The organism is Variovorax sp. P4_B11 (assembly GCF_056402355.1).
Genome location: NZ_JBFUHO010000038.1, coordinates 23,214 through 36,151 on the forward strand (window position 1 = coordinate 23,214; position 12,938 = coordinate 36,151).

Consider the following 12,938-nt stretch of genomic DNA (forward strand, 5'->3'; position numbering starts at 1 on the left):
CCCACCCGTGAGTAGCATCACCGCCGTACTTCGGCAGCCCGATTCGACACCCGAAGGCCGACTGCCCGCCGATGTCCAACGACTGCCCCGGCCGCCCGCCCTCGGGCGCGCCATCCAACTGGCCTTCCTGCGCTGGGAAAAGCGCCGGCTGGCGCCGACCGAACGCTTCTGGCGCGACTTCGGCTTTCATATCGTCAGTTCCACACCGCAGCGTCTTGTGGCCCGGGGTGCGGGGACCGCGCCCTGCATTGCGATCGCGCAAGCCGGCCGGCAGGATCGTTTCATCGGCCCCGCGTTCCTCATGGCGGCCGACACGGATCTGCACCGCTACGTGGAGCAGATGGGGGCGCGCTGGCTGCCGCTCGAGCGCCTGCCCTCGGGCGGCCGCGGCGTGGAGCTGTTCGACCCCAGCGGCCGCAGCGTCTGGCTGCTGCAGGATCAGCGGCGTGTCGAGCCGCTGCCGCTGCGCGAAGCCGTCACGCCGAGCACGAACACGGCACAAGACACGCCCCGAGTGAATCGCACGGTGCGCACGCCCATCGAACCGGCGCGCGTGGTGCGGCTGGGCCACGTGGTCCTGCAGACGGTGGACTTCGCACGCATGGCCGAGTGGTACCTGCGCGTGCTTGGGGCTATTCCCACCGACGTGCAGTACCTCGCCGACGGCAGTCCCAGTCTCGCCTTCTGCCGCCTCGACCTTGGCAATCAGCCGGCCGATCACCACACGCTGGTGATCGTCGGCGGCATCGAGGAGAAGCTCGAGCACAGCGCCTACGAGGTTCTGGACCTGGATGCGCTGGGACAGGGCCAGCAGGTGCTGAGCGCCCAGGGCCACCGGCACATGTGGGGCATCGGCCGCCACCTGCTCGGCAGCCAGCTCTTCGACTACTGGTTCGATCCCGACGGCTTCGAGTACGAGCACTACACGGATGGCGACGTCTTCACCGCGGACTTCGAGACTGCCTACTCGCCGCTCGAATTCGGCGGCATCTGGGCCTGGGGCGCCGACGCGCCCGCCTCGATGAAGCCGAGGAAGAACCTGCGAACCCTTCTGCACGTGCTGAAGCTCGTGCGTCGCAAGGCCATCACGCCGCAGCGACTGAACCTCATGAGCGCGGCGCTCGATGCGCCCGCGCGCCCCTGGCTCTAACTCTCCTCCAACCATCCCCATGTCACGCACGATCATTCGTTACGCCGAAGGCGGCACGCCCCGCTGGGGCGTTCAATTCGGGCGCCTCATCGCCCCCCTGCAAGCCGATGTGCCCAGCACCGGCGAGCTGCTCTCCGACCACTGGGAGTTGCTGTGGGCCACCGAGGCGGCACAGGCCGTGGTGCCGCTCGAGCGCGTCCGGCTTCTGTCGCCGGTGACCCGTCAACAGCAGTTCATCTGCCAGGGTGTCAACTATCGCAGCCACATCGCCGAATCAGGCCTGCGCATCGAAGACTTCCCCTTCAACACGATCTTCACCAAGGCACCATCCAGCATCACGGCGGCCGATGCGCCGGTGGTCCGCCCCGCGCATGTGCAGTTGCTCGACTACGAGATCGAGCTCGGCCTGGTGTTGCGCAGGCCGGTGCCGGCCGGCACCCAGATCGACCCCGACGACCTGCCGCAGTGGCTGGCGGGGGTGACGATCGTCAATGACCTTTCGGCACGTGACGTTCAGTTGCCGCAGGGCCAGTTCTACAAGGGCAAGAGCTATCGAGGCTTCGGGCCGGTCGGACCCGGACTGGTGCTGCTGACGCCGCAGGAATGGGCGCGCTGGCCCGAGCTGCACATGCGCCTGGCGGTCAACGGCCAGACGCGGCAGGACGCCTATTGCGCCGAGATGATCCACGGCCCCGCGGCCACGCTCACCGAACTTGCGGCGCTGCAGGACCTGCTCCCCGGCGACCTGATCGCCACCGGCACGCCGGCGGGCTGCGCCGCGCGCGCGCCCGGCAAGGCCGCGATGTTCATCGCCAGGCACCTGCTCAGCGACGCCGGCAAGTGGCGGATGTTCATCCGCAAGGGGCGCGCCAACCCTGCCTACCTGCGCCCGGGCGACCAGATCAGCGCGTCGATCCGCACCGACGACGGCGCCATCGACCTCGGCGAACAGACCACCGCCATCGCCGCGCCATGAACGCACCATCCTCCCATCACACGGTGCCGCGGCTCGACACCGACATCCTGCTGGTCGGCCTCGGCCCGGTCGGCGCGGCGCTGGCCAATCTGCTCGGCCGCTACGGCGTGCGCGTGCTGGCCATCGACAAGGCGAGCGCCATCTTCGAGAAGCCGCGCGCGATCGCGCTCGACAACGAGGCGCTGCGCATACTTCAACTGGCCGGCGTGCGCGACGGCGAGTTCGAAACCGTCGCGATTCCGCAGGTGCAGTACCTCTCTCCGCTGTTCGGCCGCTTCGCCCGCATCAACAGCGCCGGCATCATCGATGGACACCCCGCGCTCGTCACCTTCTACCAGCCGGAGCTCGAGCGCGTGCTGCGCGAAAAGCTCGCGCAATACCCCGGCATCGAGGTCCGGCTGGGCAGCGAGCTCGCGGCCTTCGTGGACGATGGCCGGTTCATCCAGGCGCGGCTGGAGGACGCGGTCGGCAATGAGACCCATGTGCGTGCGCGCTATCTCGTCGGTTGCGACGGCGCGAATTCACTGGTGCGGCGCTCCCTGGGTCTGGACTTCGAAGGCCGCAGCTTCCACCAGGACTGGCTGATCGTCGATGCGCTCGACGTGCCGGACCCGATCGACCATGTCGAGTTCACCTGCGACCCACGGCGCCCGACGCCGCGCATGGTCGCTCCCGGCGGACGGCAGCGCTGGGAGTTCATGCTCCGCCCCGGCGAACGGCCGGAAGAGATGGAGCGGCCGGAGTCGGTGCGGCGCTTGCTCGCGCCTTGGTGCGACAGCCAGCACATCCGGATCGAACGCACGGCGGTCTATCGCTTCCATGCGCGCGAGGCGAAGCGCTTCTCCAAGGGGCGCTGCTTCCTCGCCGGCGACGCCGCGCACGTCACGCCGCCCTTCGCCGGCCAGGGCCTGGTCGCCGGGCTGCGCGACGCGGCCAATCTGGCCTGGAAGCTCGCCTGGGTCGTGCAGGGACGTGCGAACGAGGGCGTACTCGACAGCTACGACACCGAGCGACGGCCCCACGCCAGGAAGATCATCCACCTGGCGCGCATGCTCGGTGCCATCGTGATGCCGCAGAGCCGCGCCGCGGCGTTCGCCGTGCACGGGCTGATGAGCCTCATGCGCCTGCTGCCGGCTGGCCGCGCGCTGTTCGAGGACTTGAAGGTCAAGCCGCAGAACACCTTCGACCGGGGCCTGTTCTGGCGCGTGCGCGGCAGCGAGCGGCTGCGTGCCGGGGCCATGCTGGCGCAAGGCTGGGTTCGGCCAGCCATCGGCGGCGGGCCGGTCCTCAGCGACGACGCGCTGGGACTGCAATGGGCGCTGATCGGCTTTGGCGTGGACCTGTCGGGCAGGCTGCCGGCTGAACTGCTGCAGCGCTGGCAAGCGGCGGGCGGACGGGTGTGGCAGTGGTGCCAGCGATCGCAGGCCCAGGATCTCGCGCCGCCGGCGCAGCGGCTGGAGGCGCTGGACGAGGCCCTGCTGCCACGCCGGGTTCCACTCGGCTGGGTCGCGATCGTCAGGCCCGACCGTTGCGTGCTGGCCGAAGGGCCGGCATCCGAGGGCGAAGCGATGCTGCGGCGAGCGCTCGAGCTCGTCGCGCCGTCCGCGTCGTCTGCTGCGGCGACATCGCAGGCTCCGGCCTACGACATGCAGGGAGCCCAACATGCGGCGTGAACTGGTGTGCACCGAGACCGCTACGCCACCGCGCCTGGCCGCGCGCAGCGTCGAGCTGCCCCACCCGCGCGCTGGCGAGGTGCTGGTGCGAGTACAGGCCACCTCGGTGAACCCCATCGACGTCAAGCGCGCGGCAGGCTACGGCCGTCGCCTGCTGGGGCTCAAGGGCGCGGCGCGCTTTCCGCTCGTGCTCGGCAACGACGTCGCGGGCGTCGTCGAAGCCCTCGGCGCTGGTGTGACCCGTTTCGCGCGCGGGCAACGCGTCTTCGGTCAGCTCGGCACCGGCCGGGCGGGCGGCGCGCATGCATCACACGTCGTCGTGCCGCAGGACCTCTTGCTGCGCGCCCCTAAAGACGCGGATCCGGCCGCGCTCGCGGTGCTGCCCTATTCGTTCACCACGATGTGGCTCGCCCTGCGCTCGACCGGAATCACCCCATCAAGCGCGCAGCGGGCCCGCGTGCTGATCCACGGCGCCAACGGTGGCCTGGGGCGGTTGGCCATGCAGGTGCTTCGCCCCTGGGGCAGTGAGATCACTGCGATCTGTGCGAGAGGCCAACGTCAGGCCGCCCTGGACCTCGGTGCCAAGGTGGCCGTCGAGCACGGCCCGTCTTGCATCGAGTCACTGCACTCGGATTTCGACGTGGTGCTGAACTTCGCGAACTGGGACGACGATGCTCTGCTGGCGTCGCGCCTCGGCCCGCGGGCCATGGGCCATGCGACCACGGTGCACCCGTTACTCGCGAACTTCGACCGCCTGGGATGGGTGGGTGGGGCGTGGGCCAGTCGCCGCGACTGGAACCAGGTCCGCGCCATCGTCGCTTCGCGCACGCCAAAGGCCAGCTATGCCTGGACCATCTTCAAGCCCGACCGGGAGGCCCTCGAGGCGCTCGCCGAGGGCGTTAGAGCCCGAAGGTTCGCGCTGCCGATCGGCATCGCCGTGCCCTTCGACAACGCCATCGCCGCGTTCGACCACGTGTCGGCAGGCCTTCCCGGCCGAGCGGTTCTCCTGCCGTGACGCCAATGTCTATTTGGTGAAAAGCATGAACGGAATCGCCTCCATCGCAGACCTGCTCGCTCTCGAAAGCGAGCACGACGGCCTCCTGCCGAACAGCACCTACGAGATGATCGGCGCCGCAGCGCGCGCCCACCCCGACGCGCCGGCGCTATCGTTCTTCCCGCGCGTCGAAGATCATGCGCGGCCAGAAGTCTGGAACTACGAGACACTGTTCGCTCGCATCACGGCCACGGCCAACTTCCTCCACGCGCTGGGCGTCGGTGCCGACGATGTGGTCGCCTTCGCGTTGCCCAATCTGCCGCAGACCCATCTCGCGGTCTGGGGCGGCCAGGCGGCCGGCATTGCGTTCGCCATCAATCCCATGCTGGAGCCCGCGGCCATCGTCGAGCTGCTCGCCGCTGGCCAAGCGAAGGTGCTGATCACGCTGGCACCCGTTGCCGGCATGGACCTGTGGTCGAGGCTGCAGCCGCTGCTCGGCCGTGTCAGCAGCCTCGAACACGTCGTGCTGGTCGACCTGGCCGGTCAGGTCCCCGAGCTCGCGGGCGTGGCTCCGAGCGAGACAGGGGGTCGCTTCAGCGTGCACGACTTCGCGCAAGGGCTGCGCTCACAGCGGGCAGACCGCCTCGTCAGCGGGCGTGTGATCCGCCCCGGCGACCGGTCGTCCTATTTCTGCACCGGCGGCACCACCGGCGCGCCCAAGATCGCGATGCGCACGCACGGGAACGAGGTCGCCAACGCGTGGAGCATCGGCCAGTTCCTCGGCGATGGCATCTCGGCGGGGAAAACCCTTTTCTGTGGCCTGCCCCTGTTCCATGTCAATGGTGTCCTGGTCACTGGCTTGCTGCCCTTCTCACGCGGCGCACACGTGATCATCGGCACACCCTCGGGCTATCGCGGCGATGGTGTCATCAAGCACTTCTGGGCGTTGGTCGAGCACCACCGGATCAACTTCTTCAGTGGCGTTCCGACGGTCTATGCGGCGCTGATGCAGCAGCCGACGCAGGGCCACGACCTCAGTTCGCTGGAATACGGGCTCTGCGGGGCCGCACCGATGCCGGTGGAACTGATGCGCTCCTTCCAAGCGTTGACGGGGCTGAAGATCCTGGAGGGATACGGGCTGACCGAGGGGACCTGCGTCAGCACCTGCAATCCTCCGCTGGGAGAGCGGCGCGCCGGGTCGATCGGCCTGCGCCTGCCCTTGCAGGCCATGAAAGCCGTCATGCTGGACGACGCAGGGGCCTACGTGCGCGACTGCGCGATCGGCGAGGCAGGCGTGCTCGCGATCAGCGGTCCCAATGTGTTTGCCGGCTATCGCGACCCCGATCAGGACAAAGGGCTCTGGCTGGATTTGGACGACGGCCGGCGCTGGATGAACACCGGCGACCTCGGCCGGCAGGACGCGGATGGCTACTTCTACCTGACCGGCCGAAAGAAGGAACTCATCATCCGGGGCGGCCACAACATCGACCCCGCGAGCATCGAAGAACCGCTGCACCGGCATCCGGCCGTGCAACTCGCCGCCGCGGTCGGTCGCCCCGACTTGCATGCGGGCGAACTGCCGGTCGCCTATGTGCAGCTCAGGCCCGGCCTTCGCGCGACCGAGGACGAGCTGCTGTCCTTCGCCAGGGACCAGATCACCGAACGCGCAGCGATGCCGAAGGCGATCAGGTTGGTGGCGGCCATGCCCCTGACCGGCGTCGGCAAGATCTTCAAGCCCGAGCTCAGGCAGCGCGAGATCGCGGATGCGCTGCGCACGGCGCTGCACGATGCGGGCGCCCCGCCCTCTCGGCTCGAGGTCAGCAACGACCCGCGTTTCGGGATTCAGGTCGAAGTCACGGTGGCGGGCAGCGCCAGCGCCGGCATCGCCCGCGAGGTCCTGGGCCAGTTCCCGTTCCGCTTCGGCGTGTCGTGGGCAGGCTGCGATCCCGTTGCACCAGAGCCCGCATCTCACCCGAGACGACCGCCGCATCCTGCGTGCGGGTGACCGTCCATTGATCGAAGCCGAGGTGCCGGTACGCGATCTGGCGCGCGGCCAGCTTCGCCAGCATCTCGACGGCGTCGCTCATCGGCCTACTCGTCGCGGATGCCGTTGCGCAGCACGCCGATGGCGTCGACCTCGATCTCGCACATGTCGCCCGGCTTCATGAAGACCTGCGGCGTGCGCTTGTTGCCCACGCCACCGGGCGTGCCGGTGACGATGACGTCGCCAGCCTCCAGCGGGATGAAAGCGGAGATGTAGGCGATCTGGCGCGGGATGCTGTGTACCATCATGTCGGTGGTGGCGCGCTGCAGCTCCTGGCCATTGAGGCGCGTGACCAGCGTCATCTTCTGGTCGGGCGCGATCTCGTCCGAAGTGACCATCCACGGGCCGAACGCACCGGTCTTCCAGAAGTTCTTGCCCGGGCCCCACTGCGAGGTGTGGACCTGCCAGTCGCGCACGCTGCCGTCGTTGTAGCAGCTATAGCCGGCGATGTGCGACCAGGAGTCGGCCTCGGAGATGTGGCGGCCGCCCTTTCCGATAACGATCGCGATCTCGCCCTCGTAGTCCAGGCGCTCGGACACGCGAGGACGCACGATGTCGTCCCCATGCGCCAGCTGCGAATCCGCCACGCGCAGGAAGATCACAGGCTTCTCCGTCGCTTCCCTGCCCGTCTCGCGAATGTGATCGCCGTAGTTCAGACCGATGCAGAAGATCTTGCCCGGGTTGGGGATGACCGGCTGCAGCTTGACTTCGGCCAGCGGCAGCGTGGCCTGGGCCGCGGCGACCCTGGCGGCAGCTTGCGAGAAGAGGTCCGCTGCGATGAACGCTTTCAAGTCCGGCGCACGCGTGCCGAAGACTTCACGCAGGTCGACCACGCGGTCGCCGACCACGGCGCCGTAGCTGTCTTGCCCATTGAACTGATAGCTGATGAGTTTCATGATGATTCTTTGGATGGATGAAGGGGTTGGATGGATCTAGGCCAGCCGACCTCCGATGCGCGCGGCGGCCTCGTTGATCAGATGGACCAGCTTTTCAAGGTCGACAATCGCCAGGCGAGAGGTATCGAACACCAGTGAGATGGCGGCCCATGCGCCGCCGTCGGTCTTGAGAATGGGCGCCGCCACGGCCGCCAGCTGTGGCTCCAGTTCGCCGTTGGACACGTAGTACCCCGCCTTGCGGATGGCCGCGTAGTGCCGCCGGAACTCGGGCCACTCGGCCGGCAGGCCGCAGCGCACTATTTCTTCGTGCCGCGTCTCGAAGACCTTCTTCAGCGCCGCCGAGGCGAAGGTGGACAGCAGGACCTTCGGCGCACCGCCGAGGAAGAGCGGGCGTGGACGGCCCCTGCCGTAGGCAAGCGCCGCCGGCGTGCCGCCCATCTCCCGATGGGTGTCCAGCACCTGCATCCCGAACAGGCCCGTGACCACGCAGTCGAAGCCCGTGGCGTCGACCAGCTCCCGCAAGATGGGTAGGCCGGCCCTGAGCACCGGATCGGCCCGCCGGATGTAGTGGTCCAACAGGATAATGCGCGGACCCAGGGCGTAGTGCGAGTCTTCCACGCGTTGCAGCAGCCCCGCCTGCAGCAGCAGCCGCACGTAGCGGTAGCTGGTGGGCAGCGAAACGTCCAGCGCCATGGCGATGTCTTCCGCCGTTTGCGTCAGATGGATGTCGTCGAAGAGGTCGAGCACCCCTAGCATGCGCTCCAGGCTCGACGTGGAAGAAGTTTCGGACAAAGCAGTCCCCCGTTGAATTGCTCATGGCGCGACGGGGAGGTATTGCGAAATGCGATCCAGATCAGCCCCAGACCGTGCCACGCCGACGATATATCGGTCCGGACGGAGTATCACGGCACTCGCGTCGTGTGAGCGCAACCATTCCCGCAGGCTCGAATCGGGCTTGTCAATCACGATGGCGCCACTGCGCTGCCAGCGCGAGGCGGTTGCGGGCGACGCCGCTGAAAGCACCTGGTGGCTCCCAATGACGGCGCCACGACGTCCCAAGAGCTCGTCGAGCAAGCGCCCATCCTCCAGTTGCGGCTGCGGGAAAGGCCGCCCTGCCAGCTCGGGCTCCGTGGGGTCGAATGCCCCGGTCCCCAGAAGCTGAGGCGGAAGCTCGAAAATTTCAGGACGGCCCGCCTGAAACTTCGCATCCCGTTCTGCGGCGAGAGAGGGGTCCGTCGTCTGAATGATGTTGCCCAAGCGCACAGCCAATTCGATGAGCGCGCGCACATGGGGCTTGCGCTCGGACTCGTAGGTGTGGAGCAGGGCATCCGATGCGCAACCCGCCAGCATTGCATCCAGCTTCCAGGCCAGGTTCCAAGCGTCGCGGATGCCTGCGCACATGCCCTGTCCGAGGAATGGCGGCGTTTGATGGCAGGCGTCGCCGGCCAGGAACAGGCGCCGGTCACGCCATCCTTCGGCGATCACGGACTGGAATGTATAGATAGCCGCCCGCTCCAGGCTCGCCTGCTCGGGCCGCACCCACGGAGCCACCATTTTCCAGAGGTTCTCCGGCTGCACGAGCGCCTCTCGGTCGTCTTCCGGAAGCACCATGATTTCCCAGCGCCGGCGCTCGCCCACAACGTTGCAGTAGGTCATCGGCCTGCTCGGATCGCAGTGCTGAACGGTGTAGGCCGGCAGATCCACCGGTTGCTCCAGCACCGCGTCGAAGACCAGCCAGGGTTGGCGCAGGCCTAGGTCGACCATGGGGCTGCCGATGGTCTGGCGAACGAGGGACCGGGCGCCATCACAACCCACGACGTAACGGGCTCGCGCAGTGTGTGTCTCCCCACCCGGCACAGACTGACAGGTCAAGGTTGCGAGCTCGTCATCCTGCTTCACGCCGATCAGTTCGTGGCGTCGCTTGATTTGCACCCGGGGAAACCGCGCCAGCCCCTCCCGCAGAACGGCCTCCAGCTGCGGCTGGTGGAAGTAGTAGTTGTTGGCGCATCCGTGTGGGCCCAGGGCCGCCGTGCCGCCACGGATGAGCATCGTCTCGCCCACACCGTTGACGAAGTGCATGCCCTGCGTCCCGGGCCGCGAGATCGCCAGCACCTCCTCGCGCAGCCCGGCCGCCTGGAAGATGCGAAGCACTTCGCCATCGCAGTGGATCGCGCGCGGCAGCGGGAAGATGCCCGCCTCCTTCTCCACCACCAGGACCGAATGGCCAGCGGCGCCGAGCAGGTTGGCCAGCGTGGCGCCGGTGGGACCGAGGCCGACGACGGCGACGTCATAGACAGGCGCGTGCTCAGGCATTCTGGTCTTCCTGCATGCGGCGCGCGACTTCGACCTGCCACTGCGCCCGGCTCATGAACTTGGGAAACCGCTTGGCAATCGCCTCTGCCTGGGCCAGGATGGCCTCGTCCGATTGATTCAGGTCGATCGTTTCGCGCAGCGGCTGGTCGCAGTACCACGGCGTGTCCATGAACAGTTCCAACCGGTTGCCCTCGGGATCGCGACAGTAGACCGAGACCGCGTTGCCATGCGTGACTGGGTGCATGTCGCTCGCCCCCTCGGCCAGCAGCCGATCGTGGAAGCGGCGCAGCGCCGCCAGATCGGGCACCCGGAAGGCGATCTGGTTGACCACGTTGAATGCCATGTTGGCCGGACGGCCGGTCGCCAGCACGAGCTGGTGGTGCTCATTGGGGTCGCGGCTGAGAAAAACCAGCTGCACGGCGCCCAGATCGCCCGCATCCGTCTGGGTGAAGCGCAGCGCCTGCTTGTAGAAGCGGGCCATGCGCGGCAAGTCCGTCACATACAGCCCGATGTGGCTGAACTGCAGGTCCGAAGCGGAAGATGATTGCATCAATTTGTCTCCTGTCGATAATTAACCGGAACATAAGTCCGACTACATGAGTGAAATGTACTTTCATTATCACAATTTGACAATACGCTATGTTTTCTTATGATTCGACCCCGTGCGATTGGCACAAGTTCGCAAAAACGGAGACATTCATGACGTTCATCAAGAGGCTTGCCTCACATTCCGCTACGCTGGCCATGGCCGTTGGACTGGGCGTGGGGACAGGCGGCGCGGCCGCGCAGGCCGACTACCCCACCAAACCGATACGCATCATTGCCCCCTTCCCCGCGGGCAGCGGGCCGGATGCCAACGCTCGCGAACTGGCCGCCGAACTGACCAAGATCCTGGGCCAATCCGTTTACGTGGAAAACCGCCCTGGAGCCTCGAACATCATCGGAACGGATGTCGCGGCCAAGGCGCCAAGCGACGGCTATTCGCTGTACATCGGCACCACCAGTTCGCTCTCCGTGATACCCCACCTGTACAGCAAACTTCCCTTCAACGCCGAGCGCGACTTCGCCCCCATCAGCCTTCTGGGCGTGCTCAACACAGGCCTGATCGCCACGCCCAGCGTCCAAGCCAAGGACGCGCGGGAACTGATCGCCCAGTTGAAGGCCAAGCCGGACTCCGTCTCGGTGGCCACACAGGGCATCGGCAGCTACTCCCACCTGTCGGCCGTATGGTTCAACAGCGCGGCGGACGTGAAGTCCAACCTCATCCCGTACAACAGCAACAGCCCTTATGCCGACCTGCTAGCCGGCCAGATCCAATTGATGTTCGACGGCCTGCCAGCGGCGGCAACCAACGTTCAGGCCGGCAAGCTCAGGCTGCTCGCCATCACAGGCAAGGCGCGCCATCCCAGCTTCCCGAACGTACCGACCTTCGCCGAACAAGGCCTGCCCGACTACACGCCCATCGCCTGGCAGGGGCTTCTTGCCCCGGCCGGCACGTCCCCGGCCATCCTCGAGAAGCTGAGCGCTGCCATGGGCAAGGTCTGTCAGTCCCAGGACCTGGCCAAAAAGTGGCGGGACTACGGCGGTGAACTGCGCTGCAACACGCCGGCCGAATTCACCGCGTTCATCAACTCCGACCGTGCCATGTGGGGCAAGGTGATCCGCGCTGCCGGCGTCAAGCTGGACTGAGCAAGCGCCATGACGTCGATCACTGCTGTCCGAGACAGGCGAATTCCGCGGCTCGCGTGCTGATCTGACGCGGGGTACGGACGGTGTGTGCGGAATTCGGTGCGGCTGCCAACTTGACGAAGAAGGAACGACTCGAGGGTCGCAGGGCGCCTTCTGCAGAGACAGCTAAAATCCCCCGACATGCCCCGCTGGCTCCTTCCCGCTGTCCTCGCGTTCGTGCTCTGCTGCCTCGGCTTCACGGCCGCCGCCCAGGGTCACTCGGTCGCGCGCCAGCACGGTTGCGACGCCACGGCGCAGGCGCAGCACGGCGTGGCTTCGCATGCCGTCGATGCCGGGACGCCCGGCGAAAGCGGCGAAGAAACGCCCGGCAATGACGAACAGCGCCATGATTGCAGCGAGATCCTGATCGGCATCCCGGGACCCTTCGTCCCGCTGGCGATGTCGACGTTCGCCGCGCCACCGCCGCCGGCGCTCAGGGCCTCGCCCTTCCTCGAGCAGCCGAAGCGGCCGCCCCGCGCCTAGGCCTTCACGCCCAAGGCCCGCTGCCCGCGGGGGACCGCTGTTCCCTCGCCTGCCAGCACCCCGCAGCACGACGTTTCGCACGTCGGCCTGCAACCCCCTCGGCGGCGCCAGTCCGCCCCAACACAGAAAGAACCATCGATGCGTCTCACCACCAAAGGCCGCTTCGCAGTCACCGCCATGATCGACGTGGCACTGAACGGCCGCAACGGCCCGGTCAACCTGTCTTCCATCCACCAGCGCCAGCGAATCTCGCTGTCCTACCTGGAGCAGCTCTTCGGCAAGCTGCGGCGCCAGGGGCTGGTCGAATCGACCCGCGGGCCGGGCGGCGGCTATTCGCTCGGGCGCAGCGCGGACGAGATCAACGTGGCCGACATCATCCTGTCGATCGACGACGAGGCCGAGCCCAGGACCCGCCCGCAGCGCCCCGATGCGCCGGGCGCGCTGCACCGCTGCACCACCGACGCGCTGTGGGAATCGGTGAACCGCCGCGCGGTCGAGTTCCTGCAATCGATCACGCTGCAGAGCCTGGTCGACGAACAGATCCGCAAGGGCGTCGTGGCGGCACGCAAGATCGGCGTGCCGGTGGTCCCGGGGCGCGTGAAGCCGCCACCGGTCAATGCGCCGAACTCGGTGTTCGCGATGGGCGCCTTGCTGGCAAAACGCTGAGTCTTCCGCCGCCGG

Annotated in this window: 12 protein-coding genes; 8 read left to right on the plus strand and 4 right to left on the minus strand. The window is 67.4% G+C overall.

Going from position 1 to position 12,938, the window contains the following annotated elements; translation table 11 throughout:
- The first annotated feature begins 7 nt into the window (after positions 1 to 7).
- Genes AC1DYD_RS27270 through AC1DYD_RS27290 form a run of 5 tightly spaced genes read left to right on the plus strand, consistent with a single transcriptional unit; the run spans position 8 to position 6,798 of the window.
- Entirely contained in the window at positions 8 to 1,150 is a 1,143-nt protein-coding gene (locus tag AC1DYD_RS27270) for a VOC family protein (protein WP_478175879.1), read from the plus strand.
- Positions 1,151 to 1,169: 19 nt separating this feature from the next.
- On the plus strand, positions 1,170 to 2,126 hold the full coding sequence (locus AC1DYD_RS27275) for a fumarylacetoacetate hydrolase family protein (RefSeq protein WP_478175880.1): 957 nt from the start codon (positions 1,170 to 1,172) through the stop codon (positions 2,124 to 2,126).
- Positions 2,123 to 3,799 (plus strand): bifunctional 3-(3-hydroxy-phenyl)propionate/3-hydroxycinnamic acid hydroxylase, encoded by a 1,677-nt coding sequence (locus tag AC1DYD_RS27280; protein ID WP_478175881.1) that lies wholly within the window; start codon positions 2,123 to 2,125, stop codon positions 3,797 to 3,799. Before AC1DYD_RS27275 ends, AC1DYD_RS27280 begins: the two co-directional genes overlap by 4 nt.
- The gene (locus AC1DYD_RS27285; protein WP_478175882.1) at positions 3,789 to 4,814 is read left to right on the plus strand and encodes an alcohol dehydrogenase catalytic domain-containing protein; all 1,026 of its coding nucleotides are present in this window, start codon (positions 3,789 to 3,791) and stop codon (positions 4,812 to 4,814) included. Before AC1DYD_RS27280 ends, AC1DYD_RS27285 begins: the two co-directional genes overlap by 11 nt.
- Before the next feature lie 25 nt (positions 4,815 to 4,839).
- Positions 4,840 to 6,798 (plus strand): acyl-CoA synthetase, encoded by a 1,959-nt coding sequence (locus tag AC1DYD_RS27290; RefSeq protein ID WP_478175883.1) that lies wholly within the window; start codon positions 4,840 to 4,842, stop codon positions 6,796 to 6,798.
- An 86-nt stretch (positions 6,799 to 6,884) separates the two neighbouring features.
- Here the strand turns inward: AC1DYD_RS27290 and AC1DYD_RS27295 are convergent, their stop codons facing one another.
- Genes AC1DYD_RS27295 through AC1DYD_RS27310 form a run of 4 tightly spaced genes read right to left on the minus strand, consistent with a single transcriptional unit; the run spans position 6,885 to position 10,596 of the window.
- Entirely contained in the window at positions 6,885 to 7,733 is an 849-nt protein-coding gene (locus AC1DYD_RS27295) for a fumarylacetoacetate hydrolase family protein (RefSeq protein ID WP_478175884.1), read from the minus strand.
- 36 nt (positions 7,734 to 7,769) lie between these two features.
- Positions 7,770 to 8,489: an IclR family transcriptional regulator gene (locus tag AC1DYD_RS27300; protein ID WP_478175885.1), complete on the minus strand. Its 720-nt coding sequence runs from the start codon at positions 8,487 to 8,489 to the stop codon at positions 7,770 to 7,772.
- A gap of 57 nt (positions 8,490 to 8,546) precedes the next feature.
- A complete protein-coding gene (mhpA, locus tag AC1DYD_RS27305; protein WP_478175886.1) occupies positions 8,547 to 10,046 on the minus strand; it encodes a bifunctional 3-(3-hydroxy-phenyl)propionate/3-hydroxycinnamic acid hydroxylase MhpA in 1,500 nt (499 codons plus the stop codon).
- On the minus strand, positions 10,039 to 10,596 hold the full coding sequence (locus tag AC1DYD_RS27310) for a VOC family protein (protein WP_478175887.1): 558 nt from the start codon (positions 10,594 to 10,596) through the stop codon (positions 10,039 to 10,041). Before AC1DYD_RS27310 ends, mhpA begins: the two co-directional genes overlap by 8 nt.
- A 149-nt stretch (positions 10,597 to 10,745) precedes the next feature.
- Here AC1DYD_RS27310 and AC1DYD_RS27315 point away from each other — a divergent pair, with 149 nt between their 5' ends.
- The 3 genes from AC1DYD_RS27315 to AC1DYD_RS27325 all read left to right on the plus strand — a co-directional run bounded on the left by AC1DYD_RS27315 (position 10,746) and on the right by AC1DYD_RS27325 (position 12,923).
- Positions 10,746 to 11,735: a Bug family tripartite tricarboxylate transporter substrate binding protein gene (locus tag AC1DYD_RS27315; RefSeq protein WP_478175888.1), complete on the plus strand. Its 990-nt coding sequence runs from the start codon at positions 10,746 to 10,748 to the stop codon at positions 11,733 to 11,735.
- 180 nt (positions 11,736 to 11,915) lie between these two features.
- Entirely contained in the window at positions 11,916 to 12,257 is a 342-nt protein-coding gene (locus tag AC1DYD_RS27320; protein ID WP_478175889.1) for a hypothetical protein, read from the plus strand.
- A gap of 138 nt (positions 12,258 to 12,395) precedes the next feature.
- Entirely contained in the window at positions 12,396 to 12,923 is a 528-nt protein-coding gene (locus tag AC1DYD_RS27325) for an Rrf2 family transcriptional regulator (RefSeq protein WP_478175890.1), read from the plus strand.
- Positions 12,924 to 12,938: the final 15 nt, after the last annotated feature.

Excerpts from the sequence above, each read along its gene's own strand:
- AC1DYD_RS27275 (WP_478175880.1), top strand. The coding sequence starts at position 1,170 with ATGTCACGCACGATCATTCGTTACGCCGAAGGCGGCACGCCCCGCTGG.
- AC1DYD_RS27280 (WP_478175881.1), top strand. The coding sequence starts at position 2,123 with ATGAACGCACCATCCTCCCATCACACGGTGCCGCGGCTCGACACCGAC.
- AC1DYD_RS27285 (WP_478175882.1), top strand. The coding sequence starts at position 3,789 with ATGCGGCGTGAACTGGTGTGCACCGAGACCGCTACGCCACCGCGCCTG.
- AC1DYD_RS27290 (WP_478175883.1), top strand. The coding sequence starts at position 4,840 with ATGAACGGAATCGCCTCCATCGCAGACCTGCTCGCTCTCGAAAGCGAG.
- AC1DYD_RS27295 (WP_478175884.1), bottom strand. The coding sequence starts at position 7,733 with ATGAAACTCATCAGCTATCAGTTCAATGGGCAAGACAGCTACGGCGCC.
- AC1DYD_RS27300 (WP_478175885.1), bottom strand. The coding sequence starts at position 8,489 with ATGCTAGGGGTGCTCGACCTCTTCGACGACATCCATCTGACGCAAACG.
- mhpA (WP_478175886.1), bottom strand. The coding sequence starts at position 10,046 with ATGCCTGAGCACGCGCCTGTCTATGACGTCGCCGTCGTCGGCCTCGGT.
- AC1DYD_RS27310 (WP_478175887.1), bottom strand. The coding sequence starts at position 10,596 with ATGCAATCATCTTCCGCTTCGGACCTGCAGTTCAGCCACATCGGGCTG.
- AC1DYD_RS27315 (WP_478175888.1), top strand. The coding sequence starts at position 10,746 with ATGACGTTCATCAAGAGGCTTGCCTCACATTCCGCTACGCTGGCCATG.
- AC1DYD_RS27320 (WP_478175889.1), top strand. The coding sequence starts at position 11,916 with ATGCCCCGCTGGCTCCTTCCCGCTGTCCTCGCGTTCGTGCTCTGCTGC.
- AC1DYD_RS27325 (WP_478175890.1), top strand. The coding sequence starts at position 12,396 with ATGCGTCTCACCACCAAAGGCCGCTTCGCAGTCACCGCCATGATCGAC.